Origin of the sequence: Lachnobacterium bovis (genome assembly GCF_900111325.1) — a bacterium.
GTDB lineage: Bacteria > Bacillota > Clostridia > Lachnospirales > Lachnospiraceae > Roseburia > Roseburia bovis_A.
The window spans coordinates 87,851-104,823 of the sequence record NZ_FOGW01000007.1 but is presented as its reverse complement, the minus strand read 5'-3'; the positions used below and the strand labels follow the sequence as shown (position 1 = coordinate 104,823).

Annotated in this window: 17 protein-coding genes; 7 read left to right on the top strand and 10 right to left on the bottom strand. The window is 29.8% G+C overall.

The window, feature by feature from the left end; genetic code table 11:
- Positions 1-280 precede the first annotated feature (280 nt).
- Positions 281-1,459, bottom strand: a complete 1,179-nt coding sequence (locus tag BMY79_RS03815; RefSeq protein ID WP_074730442.1) for a BTAD domain-containing putative transcriptional regulator — start codon at positions 1,457-1,459, stop codon at positions 281-283.
- Between the two features lie 103 nt (positions 1,460-1,562).
- The gene (locus BMY79_RS03810; protein WP_074730441.1) at positions 1,563-2,483 is read right to left on the bottom strand and encodes a tRNA modification radical SAM protein MnmL/YtqA; all 921 of its coding nucleotides are present in this window, start codon (positions 2,481-2,483) and stop codon (positions 1,563-1,565) included.
- Positions 2,484-2,631: 148 nt separating this feature from the next.
- Between BMY79_RS03810 and BMY79_RS03805 the strand changes: the two genes are divergently transcribed.
- Positions 2,632-3,114 carry a DUF2798 domain-containing protein gene (locus BMY79_RS03805; protein ID WP_074730440.1) on the top strand — a complete coding sequence of 161 codons (483 nt, stop codon included), beginning with the start codon at positions 2,632-2,634 and terminating at the stop codon, positions 3,112-3,114.
- A 62-nt stretch (positions 3,115-3,176) separates the two neighbouring features.
- Positions 3,177-4,238 carry a [FeFe] hydrogenase H-cluster radical SAM maturase HydE gene (gene hydE / locus BMY79_RS03800; RefSeq protein ID WP_022750106.1) on the top strand — a complete coding sequence of 354 codons (1,062 nt, stop codon included), beginning with the start codon at positions 3,177-3,179 and terminating at the stop codon, positions 4,236-4,238.
- 209 nt (positions 4,239-4,447) lie between these two features.
- Here hydE and BMY79_RS03795 read toward each other — a convergent pair whose 3' ends face one another.
- Positions 4,448-5,536, bottom strand: a complete 1,089-nt coding sequence (locus BMY79_RS03795) for a C40 family peptidase (RefSeq protein ID WP_074730439.1) — start codon at positions 5,534-5,536, stop codon at positions 4,448-4,450.
- 244 nt (positions 5,537-5,780) lie between these two features.
- On the opposite strand from BMY79_RS03795, the gene BMY79_RS12630 reads away from it, so the two are divergent.
- Together BMY79_RS12630 and BMY79_RS03785 are read left to right on the top strand one after the other, a co-directional pair.
- On the top strand, positions 5,781-6,248 hold the full coding sequence (locus tag BMY79_RS12630; protein ID WP_083383457.1) for a DUF2752 domain-containing protein: 468 nt from the start codon (positions 5,781-5,783) through the stop codon (positions 6,246-6,248).
- On the top strand, positions 6,236-6,670 hold the full coding sequence (locus tag BMY79_RS03785) for a DUF4234 domain-containing protein (protein WP_022750103.1): 435 nt from the start codon (positions 6,236-6,238) through the stop codon (positions 6,668-6,670). The genes BMY79_RS12630 and BMY79_RS03785 overlap by 13 nt, the downstream gene beginning before the upstream one ends.
- 87 nt (positions 6,671-6,757) lie before the next feature.
- On the opposite strand, the gene ade is transcribed toward BMY79_RS03785, so the two are convergent.
- Together ade and nadA are read right to left on the bottom strand one after the other, a co-directional pair.
- Positions 6,758-8,584, bottom strand: coding sequence for an adenine deaminase (gene ade, locus BMY79_RS03780; protein ID WP_074730437.1), 1,827 nt, complete (start codon positions 8,582-8,584; stop codon positions 6,758-6,760).
- A gap of 327 nt (positions 8,585-8,911) precedes the next feature.
- Positions 8,912-9,829, bottom strand: a complete 918-nt coding sequence (nadA, locus tag BMY79_RS03775) for a quinolinate synthase NadA (RefSeq protein ID WP_074730436.1) — start codon at positions 9,827-9,829, stop codon at positions 8,912-8,914.
- A gap of 221 nt (positions 9,830-10,050) precedes the next feature.
- On the opposite strand from nadA, the gene BMY79_RS03770 reads away from it, so the two are divergent.
- The 3 genes from BMY79_RS03770 to BMY79_RS03760 are packed head-to-tail and all read left to right on the top strand — an operon-like array spanning position 10,051 to position 12,806.
- Entirely contained in the window at positions 10,051-11,352 is a 1,302-nt protein-coding gene (locus tag BMY79_RS03770) for an L-aspartate oxidase (protein ID WP_022748823.1), read from the top strand.
- Positions 11,353-11,364: 12 nt separating this feature from the next.
- Positions 11,365-12,222, top strand: a complete 858-nt coding sequence (nadC, locus tag BMY79_RS03765; protein WP_022748821.1) for a carboxylating nicotinate-nucleotide diphosphorylase — start codon at positions 11,365-11,367, stop codon at positions 12,220-12,222.
- Between the two features lie 41 nt (positions 12,223-12,263).
- Positions 12,264-12,806: a transcription repressor NadR gene (locus BMY79_RS03760; RefSeq protein WP_022748820.1), complete on the top strand. Its 543-nt coding sequence runs from the start codon at positions 12,264-12,266 to the stop codon at positions 12,804-12,806.
- A gap of 150 nt (positions 12,807-12,956) precedes the next feature.
- Here the strand turns inward: BMY79_RS03760 and BMY79_RS03755 are convergent, their stop codons facing one another.
- The 5 genes from BMY79_RS03755 to epsC form a co-directional block, all read right to left on the bottom strand.
- Entirely contained in the window at positions 12,957-13,736 is a 780-nt protein-coding gene (locus BMY79_RS03755) for an HAD family hydrolase (RefSeq protein WP_022748818.1), read from the bottom strand.
- A 28-nt stretch (positions 13,737-13,764) separates the two neighbouring features.
- Entirely contained in the window at positions 13,765-14,316 is a 552-nt protein-coding gene (locus BMY79_RS03750) for a glutathione peroxidase (RefSeq protein ID WP_022748817.1), read from the bottom strand.
- 230 nt (positions 14,317-14,546) lie between these two features.
- The gene (gene rd / locus BMY79_RS03745; protein ID WP_074730435.1) at positions 14,547-14,705 is read right to left on the bottom strand and encodes a rubredoxin; all 159 of its coding nucleotides are present in this window, start codon (positions 14,703-14,705) and stop codon (positions 14,547-14,549) included.
- Positions 14,706-14,914: 209 nt separating this feature from the next.
- Complete coding sequence (locus BMY79_RS03740; protein WP_022748814.1) at positions 14,915-15,832, bottom strand: hypothetical protein; 918 nt, start codon at positions 15,830-15,832, stop codon at positions 14,915-14,917.
- On the bottom strand, positions 15,816-16,769 hold the full coding sequence (gene epsC, locus BMY79_RS03735) for a serine O-acetyltransferase EpsC (protein ID WP_027421585.1): 954 nt from the start codon (positions 16,767-16,769) through the stop codon (positions 15,816-15,818). The genes BMY79_RS03740 and epsC overlap by 17 nt, the downstream gene beginning before the upstream one ends.
- Positions 16,770-16,973 lie beyond the last annotated feature (204 nt).

Here is a 16,973-nt window from a genome sequence, read left to right as displayed (position 1 = left end):
TGATAATTTTTTAATTCATATTTTAACTTAATTTGAATTATTTTATTTTTTTCTAAACAGTACCTCTTAACTACTAACATATACACTTTTTCTAATATTGTCAATAAAATACGAGCTATTTTATATTTTTTCTTTAGTTTTGCATAAATTATTATATCTCTTTTTAAATATATTGCATAAAAAAACATCTCAAAATGCTAAATCTTTCTGTAACATTTGAGATGTTTTTTCAATAGTCTTTTTTATATTTTACTTATAAAATATAAATATAATATTCTTTTTAATCTAACAAATTTGTATCACTGACAGACTGTGATACAACTGAAATTTTTATTACATCCTCAGAATACCATAAATCTTCATCATATAATCTTGATAATATTCTGTTTGCAACAAGCATACTCTGTTCATAATTGCATCTCGACAACAATATTATATATTGATTTTTCTTGTAAGTCGAAACAACATCTCCTTCTCTTAACGATTCACGAATCGCCTGTTGTATATCACTTAATGCACTTGGATAACTATTTTCATCAAAATCATCAACTTTAATTAATAAAATCTGAGATTCTCTCTTATAACGTATGCTTTCCGTAACTTCAATCTTATACATTTCTCTAAAAATAGGATAGCTACACTCAAATACACCTGTATCTTGATTCTCTAACGCTTCTATGTACTCCATTGTGATTTCTTCGCTTGCTTCATCTTTGTTAGTAATAATAAATTCTTTATAGACCTTATCTAATATACCTGAAGTCTTGATTTTCATCTTTTGTTCCATGACTATCTTTGCTTGCTCATAACATTCCATTGCAAGCGAAATACTGCCTTTTCTAACATAAGCTTTAATCAAGTAACCATATAAAAGATCATCCGAATTTTCTATTAAAAGTGCACCATGACATAACTCTTCTATTTCTTCATATTGCTCCGTCATGCAATACAACTCAGCTAACCCCCTAACCGCATATACAAATAAATTGTGATAATACGTATTTCTAGTCGAAATCCAACTTGTATCAATGTATTCAGACATAAAGTCACCCTTATAAAAAGTTAAGGCTCTTTCATAAATCTCTATATTTGATTTCAAATCGCACTCTGATAAAGCTTGCGTAACAAGCATCGCAAACTGTTCTCCATCAAAGTTAACTTTAATCTCTTCATTCCACCTATAAGTATTATCCTCACGAATCACAAACAATACATCACCGAATTTACTTTGGATTTTATTTTGTAAGCTATTAAATATTTCTTCAATTGTTCGTTCTGATGAAAACGCTTCATGATCCCACAATGCAATACTTAATTGTACTTCCATAAGTGGCTTCTTTCTATATAAAATTAAAAACAGTAAAAGACGAATCTCATCTTTATCATCTATATCTTTTTCTTTTAAAGTAATCCCATTCCACATCATATGAAATGTTCCTAATGTGCTTACTGTTAGCATTTTTCCACTCTCCAATACAAGACTATTCACAGTACTATGTAATTTTATCAGTTTTAAAAATACAATTCAGTACATTTAACATTTTTTAATAATTATTTCTATTTTATTTATTTTTATCTTCTCTACTTGCTTTTCTTATAGCATTATTTAAGGTATTTAAAACACGTTTTTTATCAGCACTCCACAACGGAGCAATTAATAGTTTTTTCGGGCCATCACCCGTGATACGATGTATTACAATATCTTCTGGTAAAATTTTTAAACACTTTATAACAAGATCAACATATTCATCTAATGTAAAAATTTTAAAAGGATTTTCTTCATATTCCCTTGCTAATTTAGTATTTTTTAAAACATGAAGCAATTGAAGTTTTATACCATCAAGTTTCGGTGAAATATTAGACAAATAGGAAACTGTTTGTAAGATATCGTCTTCACTTTCTCCTGGCAATCCCAAAATAACATGCACAATTACTGTAACCCCTATTTCTTTTAGTTTCCTATATGCCTCTTCAAAAACTTCTAACTTATAACCTCTATTTATTTTTTGAGCTGTTGTTTCATGTATCGTTTGTAAACCTAATTCAACCCAAACCGGCTTAATTTTATTAAGATTTTTTAGCATTTCTAATACTTTATCATTTATACAATCTGGTCTAGTTCCAAGCGAAAGAGCAACAATTTCATCTTTTTTTATTGTTTCCATATAAATTCTGCTTAAGAAATCAACATCGCCATATGTATTTGTAAAAGACTGAAAATACGCAATATACTTTCTATCTTCAGGTGCTATTTTACTAGAAAACTTATTATTAACTCTTTCTTTAGCTATTTTTATCTGTTCATCTATAGGCACAAATGGTGCCGCAAAATCACCAGAGCCGCCTTCTGAACAAAACGTACATCCACCATAACTAATCTTTCCATCTCGATTAGGGCAAGTGCAGCCGCTTGTTAATGAAATTTTATATACTTTAGTATTAAATATTTTTTTTAAACTCTGTGACAAACTAATATATTCCATTTAACCACCTTTTGAAAATTTTTCTTGACTTTTTTCCCTTTTAAAGTGTATCATAGGATCGTTACAAATCAAATAGGTATTTTGGTATTAATTGGAAACGTTTCGAACAACACAAACTATCTAGATATTTTAGAAAAGGAGTGTAATTATGCCAAAAACAAAATTACAAGATATTTTTTTCACAGCTCTAATGGCTTTTGTTATGGTTTATGCTATGATATGCTATAACATTTCATTAGCTAAATCCGGCCTATCGAACGAAGTCTTTTTAATGGCTTTTCACGAAATGCTAATTATGTGGCCAATCGCTTTTATCCTAGAATTTTTTATTGTAGGTAAATTAGCCAAAATTCTTGCATTTAGATTTGTTACTCCACAGGATAAACCTATTTTTATTTTACTTGCGATTTCATCAATGATCGTTTGTATCATGTGTCCTGTAATGAGTTTTATTGCAACAATTTTATTTAAAAATGCAGGTTCACAAATCATAGCTGTATGGCTACAAACTGCAGTTTTTAATTTTCCAATGGCTTTTTGCTGGCAGATTTTCTTTGCTGGTCCACTAGTTAGATTTATTTTCAGAACAGTAATGTCTATCATTCCAAATAATAATGAAATAACTGAATAAGACAATTATAAAATCCTCTTATGGTAGTTGAATATTATTTTCCATTATGAGATACTAAACCTATGGGAAAAAATATATTATTAATTGACAAACTTAATTCAACAAAAGAACTTACAAAAGAGGAATTTATTTCTTTATTCAGTACATTTACTGATGAAGATATCGAATATGCGCGCTCTATAGCATGCAAAATTCGAGACAAATGGTATGGAAAAAAAATATACCTTAGAGGCTTAATCGAAATTTCAAGCATTTGTAAAAATGATTGCTTCTATTGTGGAATTCGCAGAAGTAATTCTGCTGCAGAAAGATATCGATTATCTAAAGAAGATATTTTAGAATGTTGTGCAACTGGCTATTCTTTAGGTTACAGAACATTCGTATTACAAGGTGGGGAGGACTTATATTATAACGACGATGTCTTATGTGACATTATTTCTTCAATCAAAAAACTTTATCCTGATGTAGCTGTTACTTTATCTATTGGCGAAAAAACATATCATCAATACAAAAAATATTATGATGCCGGTGCCGATAGATATTTGCTACGACATGAGACAGCTAATGAAGAACATTACTACAAGCTACATCCACAATCAATGAGTTTTACAAATAGAATCGAATGTCTATATAATCTAAAAAAAATAGGTTATCAAGTTGGTACAGGTTTTATGGTTGAATCACCATATCAAACTCCTGAAACCTTGGCCGAAGATTTTATTTTTTTAAAAGAACTTAACCCTGATATGGTAGGAATTGGGCCCTACATAGTGCATCATTCAACACCTTTTGCCAATGAACAATCTGGCACTTCAAGGACAACATTATTTTTGCTTTCTTTAATTCGAATAATGTTACCTTACGTTTTGTTACCAGCAACAACATCACTTGGTACTATCGATAACGATGGACAAATCAAGGGATTTTTATCTGGAGCAAATGTAATGATGCCTAACTTATCACCTGTTAATGTTCGCAAAAAATACTTATTGTATGATAACAAGTTATGTAGTGGTAATGAAGCAGCTGAGTTCAAATCTTCTCTATGTAAAAAATTAAAAACGTTTGGGTTTGAAGTTTTAGATTCTAGAGGTGACGTTAAAAAAGAGCCTCTTCATAATTAACTTATTAAATTATAAAATAATTAAATTAAAAAAATAATAAAATAATTAAATTAATAAAAAATAATAAAACTGTATAAAATATAACGCAAAAAATGGCTATCGCTTATGTTACGTTCGCGATAGCCATTTTATCATGTTGCTCTATATTCATTAGATACATCGTATGCTTTATGATAGGGGATTAAAGTACACTACTCAAAATTGATGTACTATAACATACGACGAACCGTAATGATCGGTTTATAATTAACAGAACAATATGTAATACCTTTTCTAGAATTTAATGCACTAAGTAATCTTCCATTACCTGCATAAATACCAACATGCCCTTGGTAACAAACTACGTCACCTGGTTGCATTTCTGATGTTTTAACAGCTTTACCATATCCTCTAATTGCTGCTGAACTATGTGGTAAACTTACTCCATACTTAGCAAATACCTGCATTACATATCCGGAACAATCTATTCCATTTGTCAAGCTAGTTCCACCCCAGACATATCTATTACCAACATACTGTTGTGCAAATGATAATGCTGCCTGATTACCATGTGTTCTAGCGTACTCAGCTGCTGCAGCTTCTTCCTCTGCCTTTTTTCTAGCTGCTGCTTCTTCAGCTTCTCTTTGTAATCTGTCTTTTTCTTCTTGTAAAGTTTCTCCGTATGTATATTCTCTTGTAACATCTACAAACTCATTCGAAACAAATCCTTCCCCTGCAGGCGTATTTATTTTGACCCAACCTGTAACAGATTCATCTGTAACCGAATACACTTCATCAATTCCTAATAAACTAACTATTCTAGAATCAGTTGATGAATTTTCACGAAGTTTTAAAGTTTCAGTTTTAACTTTAGCTGTCCTTTTTGCTGCACTTTCTAGTAATGATTTGTCTTTCTTTAAGCAGTCATTCTTCACATAACCAGTTAAATTTCTTGATGAGATCTTAGCCCATCCTTTTTTATTAGAAATAACTTCAACCAAATTATTATTGTAAAGCTTTCCTACTTCTTGTGACTTCTCGTTATTTGTTGTATAAACAATAACTTTATCACTTGTCTGTACCACTGCTGATTTCTTAACACTTTCTCTAGGAGTCTCGTTACCTTTGTTGTCTTTACCATCTAATGTTGATGAGACTGCAAGAGAAAAGCCAGCTATTGGTAGATTCTCTTGTGTTACATTCGTAGTACTTGTTGTCTTAGATGTTGTTGCCGCATTAACGCTAGTCATATTTAAGCATCCAAGTGTAACCGAAGCTGCAATAATACAAGTCGCTACTCTTGTCGTTTTTTTGAACATGATATCCTCCAAAATCAAGTATTTCTTTCAAAATGTTACAAATATATTACATTTATTACAAAAATAATAATAGCATACCATTTAGACTATGTCAACTGATCTTTTAAAATATAATATTTACACAATTATTTTCATATATTTTTTATATTCTTCATAAAATATTTTGTATAATATATTCATTTATTTATAATATTTTATAAAATTTTTATTTGACTTTTATAAAATATTATATTTTATTAATTTTATGTTTATTATTTTATGTTTTTGTGCTAATATATCACTTATGAAAAATTTACCTTTAGACATTATTATTAAAAAAATTAAATACTTGCTAATTTTTACAATATTATGTATTTTGTTACATATTACCAACATAGGATGCCCTATCAAATTTATAACCGGATTTTCTTGTCCAGGATGTGGATTAACTAGAGCATGGTTGTGTGTTTTTAATTTATGTATTTCAAAAGCATTTTATTACCATCCATTATTTTGGTTGGTTCCTTTAATTATCTTAGTTTTAATTTTTAAAGAACGTATTCCAACTAAAATATATGATACATTAGTAATCTTTTTTCTAATATTATTTATTACTGTGTATTTTATTAGATTATTGGATCCACATAATAATATTGTTTATTTTGACATTAAAAAGGGAATTTTTTATCGTTTATACATTTATTTAAGGAGGATTATGTCATGTTTTATGTAGAAGAAAACAGAAATGCAGTAACTGCAATTTTACTTTCACTTGTAACTTGCGGTATTTATCAACTTGTAATCTTAAGCAGAATTGCTCAAGACACTAACACTATTTGTCAAGGTGACGGAGAAGCAGATGTTGCTTCAATTGGAAAATTAATTCTTTTATCATTAGTAACTTGTGGAATCTATGGTTTATATTGGTACTACAAAGTTGGTGAAAGATTAAAAAATAACGGTCCAAGATATAACGTTATGATTAATGAATCTGGTATTATTTACCTTCTTTGTGCATTTATTCCTTACATTGGATATTTTGTAATCACTATCCTATTATTCAAAAACTTAAATGCACTTTCTAAAGCATATAACTATTGTATGAATAATCAGCAACAGCAAGGAATGAACAATAACAATAAAAACATGTTCTAGTTCATTCTACGTTTAGCAATAAACTATACGTCATAAAAAAAGCTATATACAATGTTTTGACATAGTATATAGCCTTTTTTTATTTACTTAACATCTTGTTTTATCTACATCTGCATTCGCAAATGTCTTAAATTTTATCATTGTTTTTATATTCAAATTAATGTCTTCTACTGCTGGAATAAACTCGAATTTTGTAACATCAAATAAACCCATATCTGTAATTTTAATTTCCGGTATAACTGAAAGTGCCATAAATGCCAAAGACATAACACCATCAACGCCTTCTTTTACCCCAACTTCTTTTTTCATTGTCTCATATAACTTATCAAGTTTATCCATAACAATTTCACCACTCTCTTCACTCATAAGTCCACCAACTTTAAGTGAAATAGAATCGCAAATTTGATTATTTTTAGTAACAACTACTCCGCCTTCTTGTTCAATTAACTTATTAACTGCATATTCAATCTCCTGATTGCTTGTACCTATTACTATTATATTATGTGAATCGTGCGCAATTGTTGAAGCAATTGCACCGTGTTTAATTCCAAAACCTCTTAAATACCCGACTCCGATATTTCCAGTTCCATGATGTCTTTCAATTACTGCTACTTTAGCCACATCATCTTTTTCGTCAAATTCAAAATCACCATTTTCATCAATTTTTACATATGCCTGACCTTTTGATGTAACAATGCTTCCTGGTGTAATATCTATTGTATTAGCAATTACCCTTTGATTTCGTGGCTCTATTCTTAATTTTTCTATTGAAAAATCCTTTACATGCACACTACCTTCAACATTCGAGCATTCTAACCTTTTTACCTCACATAAATATTTCCCATCATGTGCAACATGCTTTCCATTAATAAACACATCAAGCATTTTAAATTCTTTTAAGTCATCCACTATACATATATCTGCTCTTTTTCCAACTGCAATCGCGCCTCTATCTCTTAATCCGTAGCATTCTGCCGCATTTAAAGTAGCCATTTGAATGGCAATTATTGGATCAATATTTTCTTCAACACATATTCTTAGATGTTCATCTAAATCACCTTTTTTTAAAATTGAAACAGGCTGACGATCATCAGAGCATAGTAAACATCTTCTAGAATTTTGTGGAGTAACTCCTTTTAAAAGATTTCTCAAATCCTTACATGCAGATCCTTGTCTAAGCAAAACGTACATACCTTTTCTAAGTCTTTCCTGCATTTCTTCAACCGTCTGACATTCATGGTCTGTTTCTATTCCTGCTGCAATATAAGCACTTAAACTGCTTCCTTTCATACCTGGCGCATGTCCATCAATTGGAACTTTAGCATCTTTTGAATACTGTATCTTCTTAAGAACTTCTTCATCACATCCGCACACTCCAGGTGCATTCATAAATTCACCAAGTCCTAGAATTCTATCATCCTCTAGTAATTCTCTTACTCCTTCAGCATCTAATATTGCACCGTTATTCTCAAATTGTGTCGCTGGTACGCAAGAAGGAATCATATACTTAATATCTAATGCTGCAAGTTCACTTGCATCAAGCATATATTTCATTCCTGTTTTTCCACAAACATTTACAATTTCATGTGGATCAGCAACAACTGTAGTTGTACCATGTGGAACAACCAATCTTGAAAATTCTTCTGGAGTAACAAAAGATGATTCTATATGGATATGTCCTTCAATCAATCCAGGTATTGCATAGCTTCCTTTTGCATCAATGACCTTTTTTGCGTTTATATCTTCTTCTACATTTTCTTCTATATCAACTATAATTCCATCTGTAACAACAATATTCGCATTATAAATTTCACCTGTTAAAACATTTACTAATTTAGAATTCTTAATTAATAAATCTGCTTCCTCTTTTCTTTCTGCTGTTACAATTAAATTTTTTAGTTTTTGTACACTCATTTTTTTCTTCCTTGTTTTCTAATATATTTTTTGATAAATAAAATATTTTACATAAGTGCTGTTTATGTTGTGCATCACGTTTTCTTATATTGCTATATATTATGCCTTAAAAACTATAAATATGCAAGAACTTTTTTATTTTTATTTTATTTTTTTACAAATATACATTTTTACAAAAAAAAATCATTCAAAATACGCAAAAAAAATAAGACAGGATTTCTCCTGTCTTAAATAATCTTTAATTATTTTTAATCATGTTCATATTAAATTTATACTAACTATTTATATATAGCTACTTTTAGAACATTATGTAGTTTTCTCTAGCAATTAGCCACCTAATTCTATCATCTTATCAATACAATTTTTAGCCTTTTGTCTAACTTCATCATCAATAAATATTTCTTTTCCACCAACACCGTTAATTGTGTTATATACATCCATAAGTGTTGTAGCTCTCATATTGTGACATACACATTCTTTTGATAAAGGATAAAACATTTTACCAGGGCATTCATATTGTAAGTGATCAACGATACTATTTTCTGTTCCTATTATGAATTCTTTTTTTTCACTTTTCTTAGCATAATTCATAATTCCAGTTGTAGAACCTGCATAATCTGCTTCGTTAGTTACTTCTTCTAAACACTCTGGATGAACTAAAACTTCTGCATTTGGATGCATTTGTCTTGCACGTTCAACATCTCTTTTTGTAATTCTAAGGTGTGTTGGACATCCGCCATGATAAAAAACAAACTCTTTTTCTGGAATCTGTTTTTGAACCCAACTTCCTAAATTGCAATCTGGAATAAATAAAATTTTATCATTTTTGATATTCTTTATAATTTCAACTGCTGATGAAGATGTAACACATACATCTACAGCTGTTTTTAACTCAGATGTAGTATTAATATATGCAACAATAGTGTAATCTGGGTACTGTTCTCTTAATGTTTCTACTTGTTCTCTATCCATTTGATCCGCCATTGGACAAAGAGCATTTTCATTTGCTATAAAAACTCTTTTTTCTGGTGATAAGACTTTAACTGTTTCTGCCATGAAGCGTACACCACACATAACAACGTTTTTCTGTGGAGCCTCTTTTGCTTTTAAGCTAAGTCCATATGAATCACCAACAAAGTCTGCGACTTCAACAATCTCATGATCTTGATAAGCATGCACTAAAAGACATACATCCTTTTCTTTCTTTAACTCTATTATTTTATTTTGTAACTCTTTTATAGTCATAATCTTCTCCCATTTGACATATTTTTCACAACAACAAATGTTGATTTAAAATTTATTAATTTTCATTATAAAAAAACGCTTTACAGCTGTCAAGACAATTGTAAACATTTTATTTTACAACTGTCTTGTCAGTCAAGATGAAATGTGATAAACTTTTACTCAAATAACAAGTACGTTGTTATACGCGCTTGCAAATCCAAAAAAGAAAGAAGAATATAAAAATGAAAACAGATATTTTAATAGTTGGTAGTGGATGTTCAGGATTATATGCTGCACTTCAATTACCTAGAGACAAACAAATAACAATTATTACCAAATCTGATTGTGAAAGTAGTGATTCATTTTTAGCTCAAGGTGGTATTTGCATGCTAAAAAATAATGCTGATTATGATAGCTATTTTGAAGATACAATGAAGGCTGGTCACTATGAAAATGATGAAGTATCAGTCGATATCATGATTCGTTCATCACAAGATACTATACAGGATTTAATTTCCTACGGTGTTGATTTTCAAAAAGATAAAGATGGTAATCTTGCATTTACAAGAGAAGGTGCTCACTCAGATAAACGTATTCTTTTCCACAAGGATATTACTGGAAAAGAGATAACAAGAAAATTATTAGCTTGTGTTAAAAAACTTCCAAATGTTAAAATCTACGAATATACAACTTTGATTGACATTATTGAAAAGCATAATACATGCTATGGTGCTGTATGCCTTCAAGAAGATGGAGATATTTTTACAATTGAAGCTGATGCTACTATTCTTGCAACTGGTGGAATTGGTGGTCTTTACAAACACTCAACAAACTTTAGACATTTAACAGGAGATTCTTTAGCAATCGCCTTGAAACATAATATTGAATTAAAAGACATTGATTATATCCAAATTCATCCAACCACTTTTTACTGCAAAGATAATTCAAAACGTTCATTCTTAATTTCTGAGTCTGTTCGTGGTGAAGGTGCTAAATTATACGACAAAAATATGCATCGTTTCGTTAACGAATTATTGCCTAGAGATGTAGTTGCTAATGCCATTTTCGAGCAGATGCAAAAAGATAATACCGAATTTGTTTGGGAAGATTTACGTCCAATTCCTTCTGAAGAATTAGAATCACATTTTCCTAACATCGTAGCTTATTGCAAAGAAATGGGCTATGATCCTGAAAAAGAATGTATCCCTGTTGTTCCTGCTCAACACTATTTTATGGGCGGTGTTAAAGTTAATCATGAGAGCAAAACTTCAATGGAACAACTTTACGCAATTGGTGAAACAGCTTGTAACGGTGTGCATGGTAAAAACAGATTAGCAAGTAATTCTCTTCTTGAGAGCTTAGTTTTTGCTAAACGTGCTGCTAAAGATTTAGTTTCATCTTACTCAACTTTGAAAAAAAATCCTACTTATGTTGCTAATATCAACCTTGAAAAATATAAAGATATAGCTGCACTTAAAGAGGAATATCACAATATTGTTTTACAAGAAATAAAACGCAAGAAAGAAAAAATGCTTACAGCATAATGGAGGGACACTATGTTTGAAAAAAGTACACTTAAATTAAATATTGATCCTTTAATCATTCAAGCTTTAAGGGAAGATATTTCTGATGAAGATGTAACAACTAATGCTATTTTACAAGGAAAAGAAGTTAAAGGTGAAGTTGACCTAATTTGCAAAGAAGATGGTATCATCTGTGGGTTGCAAGTTTTTGAAAGAGTTTTTAAATTATTAGACGAGGATACTACTGTTGAATTTTTTGTTAAAGATGGCGATTTTGTAAAAAACAAAACACTTATGGCTAGAGTTCATGGTGATGTAAAAGTGCTTCTTTCTGGAGAACGTGTAGCACTTAACTACTTACAAAGAATGAGTGGTATCGCAACATATACTCATTCTGTTGCTAAACTTTTAGATGGAACATCTATCAAATTATTAGATACTAGAAAAACAACACCTAACAATAGAATTTTTGAAAAATATTCTGTTACTGTTGGTGGTGGAAATAATCATCGATACAACTTATCTGATGGTGTTTTACTTAAGGATAATCATATTGATGCAGCTGGTAGTGTAACAAATGCTATCAAATTAGCCCGTGATTATGCTCCTTTTGTTAGGAAAATAGAGGTTGAAGTTGAAACTTTAGACATGGTTCGCGAGGCAGTTGCTGCAAAAGCTGATATTATCATGTTAGATAATATGTCACATGAAGTAATGAAAGAAGCGATTCAAATTATTAATGGCACTGCCGAAATCGAAGTTTCTGGAAATGTAACAAAAGAAAATATTGCCAAACTAGCCGATTTAGGTGTAAATTATATATCTAGTGGTGCATTAACACATTCTGCGCCAATTATGGATATTTCATTAAAGAATCTACGTACAATTTAAATTGATTTTTTAAATAATCTTTACGAAAGGGGGCATTGTTTGTGACTGGAAACGAACGAAGGAAGCTAATCCTAGAAGAATTACAAAACTCTAAAACGCCTATCTCAGGCGGTGCCTTCGCAAAATTATTAGAGGTAAGCCGTCAAATAGTTGTACAAGATATTGCTTTGATTCGTGCCCAAGGAATTGATATACACTCAACTAATAAAGGGTACGTACTTAGTAAATCTGGTATATCTAAAAAAGTTTTTAAAGTTATTCATTCCGATGATGAGGTTGAAGAAGAATTAACCCTTATAGTTGATTTAGGTGGTAAGATCAAAGATGTATTTGTCTACCACAAAGTTTATGGTCTGTTGAAAGCAGAATTAAACATTCGCTCAAGATTAGATGTTAAACGCTATATGGATGAAATTCATTCCGGCAAATCAACACCTCTTAAAAATATCACTTCAGGATATCATTATCATACCATCGAAGCAGATAACGATTCGATTTTAGATTTAATAAAAAATGCATTAGCCGAAAGAGGCTTTCTTGCAAAATTACAAGATTATGAACCTGTCGATTTTTGGAAAGAATAATTTTTTAAAAACAATTATAAAAGCTCACTCAGATAGAACCTTATAAATTGATTCCTGTTTCTGTGTGAGCTTTTTTTATTTGTGTATTTACTTTTATGTATTTATTTCTTTCGTATTTATTTCTCTTGTATTTATTTCTCTTGTATTTTTTTACTCTTCTAGAAAAAGTTTTATATTTTTAAATACCCCACTCATTATTTTACAATCCGCTATTATTTTATCAGGGTTGTCTACAGGTGTTGATATTTCTTGATGTATATAAATTCCATGTATTTTCACCTTAGATGCTCCTTGCATATCGGATAAATAATCATTACCTATCATTACAGTTTTGTTTGTATCTAAATTATATTTTTTTATAGGAATCATAAAAAATTCTTCATCCGGCTTACTTACTTCGTAATCCGAACTGATAAAAATATCATCAAAATATTTATCTAAACCAAACATTTTTAATTCATTTAAAGTAAATAAACTTTGCGCATTTGACAACAAAAATATCTTTTTCTTATTTTCTTTTAAAAAATCAAGTAATTCATACACTCCATCATATAATGTTATATTTTCTGTTGAAATGCTTCTAAAAGTTGTAGCTAAATTTTTTATTTTGTCTTCTGAAATCTTATTTATTTTCTTATATTCAAACAATTTCTTGAAAACTTTTCCCAAATCAACATCTATATGTTTTCGATTGGGATTCTTTTTTCTTATGATATTCATTTCTTCCATTATGAAAAAATGATACATATCTTTTAACTCTTCATTAGTATAAATTGCACCTTCATATCCATACAATATTCTTATTGTATTCCATAATTTATCACTATCTTCATTTGTACGAATATCAATCAATGTTCCATATAAATCAAATAAATAATTATCAAATTTTTTTATGTTCGTATTTTTTTTAGCAGTCATTATAGTCTTCATTATAGTCTTCTTTCTGTTTTTTATTTTATTAGTTTTCCTTCATAAGCTCGTCAACGAATTCCGCTACTTTTTTCATATCAACTGTTGGCTCAAATCTCGCAACTACTTCACCTTTACGATTAACAATGAATTTAGTAAAGTTCCATTTTATTTCTGGATTATTTTTATAATTTTTATCAATTTTCTTTAACATTGCACCCATGGCTAATGCTTTAGGACCTTTTCCAAATCCTTCAAATCCTTTTTCTTCTTTTAAAAATTTAAATAATGGAATTGCATTTTCTCCATTAACATCAGATTTCTTCATCTGTGGAAATTGTGTATTATATTTTAATGTACAAAATTCATGTATTTCTTCATCTGATTCTGGTGTCTGTCCTGCAAACTGATTACAAGGTACATCAATAATTTCAAAACCAGCGTCATGATACTTCTCGTACATTTCTTCCATCGGTGTATAATGTGGTGTAAATCCACAACCTGTAGCTGTATTAACTACCATAACCACTTTGCCTTCATAATCACTCATTTTTACTTCTTCACCATTTGCATTTGTAACTGTTAAATCATAAAATTTCATATATTGTCCTCCATTTCACATTTATAATCACTTTTGTTTCGTCATTTCATTTTATTTATATTAGGTTGTCCACAATCGAATTGTATCACATCCTTTTCTTTTGTCAATTACTCTTCCCAAAATTTTATACTTTTTTAATTTTTACAAAAAAAGCATGTGCTTATCACTCGCACATGCTCTAAAAAACTGATTTACTATTTTTTAATTTTTTATATGAGAATCATGAAAATCTAGGCTTTCTCAAACTCATCTTTTCCAACTCCACACATTGGACAAACCCAATCATCTGGAAGATCCTCAAAAGCTGTTCCTGGTGCAATACCATTATCAGGATCTCCTACTGCTGGATCATACTCATAGCCACATGGGCCGCATACATACTTGTCCATCGCATATTCTCCTTTCTAAATTCATCACACTAAGGCTCTTATTAAAGTAATTAATATAACAAAATAATTAATTTAATAAATTTGCCCCTAATCGAATCAGTTCAAAACATTTTGCAATAGATTTTTACCTTAACAAACCTATCGCAACATTCGTATCATATAATATATCGATTATTTAGGAACATAGCTTATACAATTCAATAATTAAATTAAAATAAATCTAACATATTATCTAGATAGATTTTTTCTCTGACGTGAATTTGATATTCTGGTTTAACCATGTAATATAACAGGAATTCCAATATCATTGCACTTCCAAGACTTCTACCTTCTATTTTAAAATTAGAAAATCCCATTGGAACATATTTACTTTTAATATCTTTTACAGAAATAAATCCAGGATTTTCCATTGCCTTTGAAAAACTATATCCGTCGCTTGCATTTGGTGCACTACAGATATGACCTATACCTTTTTCGCCTAAATTTCTATAGCTTACCTCTTCATAGCAACGCTTTCTATCTTTGCAGCCAAACCAACAACATTCGTTACATAAAAACTCAACTTTATCTTTTTCTTGTTGTGTCATTTTTTGCAATTTATCGAATGACTTATTTAATCTAAAATCAGGCACAACATATAAAAATTCATCTCGTTTTACTTCATTTAAAAAATCATTAAAATCTGTAAGAACTTTAGTTGTTGAACTAACCATATATAAATTTGGATATTTTTTTTGCAAATACTCAAGCAATAGTTCAGAATGAATAATAACTCCTCCTGAATTTTGCTCAAATAATTCACATAATTCATTGCATTTTTTATCATTTAAATGCTCTTTTTTAAGTTGTGAATTACTAAATGTTAATCGCGCAGAAATATTATATTTATTCGTAAGCTCTAAAACTTTTTGCGACTCTACATCTGAAAATTCTATACGTCCGCCGCCCCATAAACAATCCGTTGGGGCACCATATATTGACGATATTTCGCTCCATTCATAAAAATATTCTCTATTATCTTTATAGATTGGCAAAAACGCTTTATATAATTCATAAAATTCAAATAATCCCGGCAAATGAAAATATGCCTTAGGCTCTTTTTTATTTTTATTAATACCATCCATCATTTAAATTTAAATCTTTCAATTCTGCTTGTGTTTTTTCACCCGGTCTGCAGTATAATTTTTGATTTTGAATGCTTACTCGTGAATTCTTTTCAACAGCTTTAGTAATAAATGCATTACTTCCGATTACAGAATTGCTGCCTATTACTGTTGCTCCACCAAGAATTGATGCACCTGAATAAATTGTAACATCATCTTCGATAGTAGGATGTCTCTTCTTACCATGAAGTTTTTGTCCTTCTCTTGTTGAAAGCGCGCCAAGCGTAACTCCTTGATATACTTTAACATGTTCACCTATTGTAGTTGTAGAACCTACTACAATACCTGTACCGTGATCTATAAAGAAATATCTACCAATTGTTGCACCAGGATGAATATCTATACCTGTTTTACTATGAGCATATTCTGTCATAATACGTGGAATAAGTGGTACCTTTAAAATAAATAATTCATGTGCAATTCTATAAATAGTTGTCGCTAAAAATCCTGGATAACATAAGACAATTTCATCTTTTCCATTTGCTGCTGGATCCCCATCAAATGTTGCCTGTAAATCAGTATTTAAATATTCGCGAATCTTAGGTACTTTTTGGAAAAATTCAAAAGTTAATTCCTGAGCTGTTTTTTGAATATCGTCTTCATCGCAGCACTCAAATTCACATTTATTATGTAATACAATAGCAATCTGTTTTTGCATATTGTACATAACATCTTCTATTAAAACTGATACATTATTTCTTACACTATAGAATCGATAAACCTTATCTCTATAAAATCCTGGAAAAAATATTCTCATTAATTTTGTGACAATATCAATAATAGCCTCTCTATCTGGTTGATGAAAGACTGTCATCTTATCTATATCTCTACCATTTTTATAATCAGATAATATATTTTCAACAATATCTCTTACTACATCTTTTTCTTCAAAATTACGCATTTTTCCTCCTCTAACCAATTATCTATAATATTTTCTATTTCATTAAGTATACTATATCTTTCGCCTTTTACCAAATATAATTTATAAATTCTGCTTTTGTATATTCCTTATAAATTATTTTTTGTCGATATAGCATCTATAAGCCTTATCGTTGTAATAAATAAAAAAAGGAGCCTAATATATGGAATTTTTTAATATTTATTC

Bases quoted from the DNA above. Each gene is read 5' to 3' on its own strand.
- hydE (WP_022750106.1), top strand. From the start codon at position 3,177: ATGGGAAAAAATATATTATTAATTGACAAACTTAATTCAACAAAAGAA.
- rd (WP_074730435.1), bottom strand. From the start codon at position 14,705: ATGGACAAGTATGTATGCGGCCCATGTGGCTATGAGTATGATCCAGCA.
- BMY79_RS03755 (WP_022748818.1), bottom strand. From the start codon at position 13,736: ATGAAGACTATAATGACTGCTAAAAAAAATACGAACATAAAAAAATTT.
- ade (WP_074730437.1), bottom strand. From the start codon at position 8,584: ATGAGTGTACAAAAACTAAAAAATTTAATTGTAACAGCAGAAAGAAAA.
- nadA (WP_074730436.1), bottom strand. From the start codon at position 9,829: ATGACTATAAAAGAGTTACAAAATAAAATAATAGAGTTAAAGAAAGAA.
- BMY79_RS03815 (WP_074730442.1), bottom strand. From the start codon at position 1,459: ATGCTAACAGTAAGCACATTAGGAACATTTCATATGATGTGGAATGGG.
- BMY79_RS12630 (WP_083383457.1), top strand. From the start codon at position 5,781: ATGTTTATTATTTTATGTTTTTGTGCTAATATATCACTTATGAAAAAT.
- BMY79_RS03810 (WP_074730441.1), bottom strand. From the start codon at position 2,483: ATGGAATATATTAGTTTGTCACAGAGTTTAAAAAAAATATTTAATACT.
- BMY79_RS03795 (WP_074730439.1), bottom strand. From the start codon at position 5,536: ATGTTCAAAAAAACGACAAGAGTAGCGACTTGTATTATTGCAGCTTCG.
- BMY79_RS03770 (WP_022748823.1), top strand. From the start codon at position 10,051: ATGAAAACAGATATTTTAATAGTTGGTAGTGGATGTTCAGGATTATAT.
- BMY79_RS03805 (WP_074730440.1), top strand. From the start codon at position 2,632: ATGCCAAAAACAAAATTACAAGATATTTTTTTCACAGCTCTAATGGCT.
- BMY79_RS03750 (WP_022748817.1), bottom strand. From the start codon at position 14,316: ATGAAATTTTATGATTTAACAGTTACAAATGCAAATGGTGAAGAAGTA.
- BMY79_RS03785 (WP_022750103.1), top strand. From the start codon at position 6,236: ATGTTTTATGTAGAAGAAAACAGAAATGCAGTAACTGCAATTTTACTT.
- epsC (WP_027421585.1), bottom strand. From the start codon at position 16,769: ATGCGTAATTTTGAAGAAAAAGATGTAGTAAGAGATATTGTTGAAAAT.
- BMY79_RS03740 (WP_022748814.1), bottom strand. From the start codon at position 15,832: ATGATGGATGGTATTAATAAAAATAAAAAAGAGCCTAAGGCATATTTT.
- nadC (WP_022748821.1), top strand. From the start codon at position 11,365: ATGTTTGAAAAAAGTACACTTAAATTAAATATTGATCCTTTAATCATT.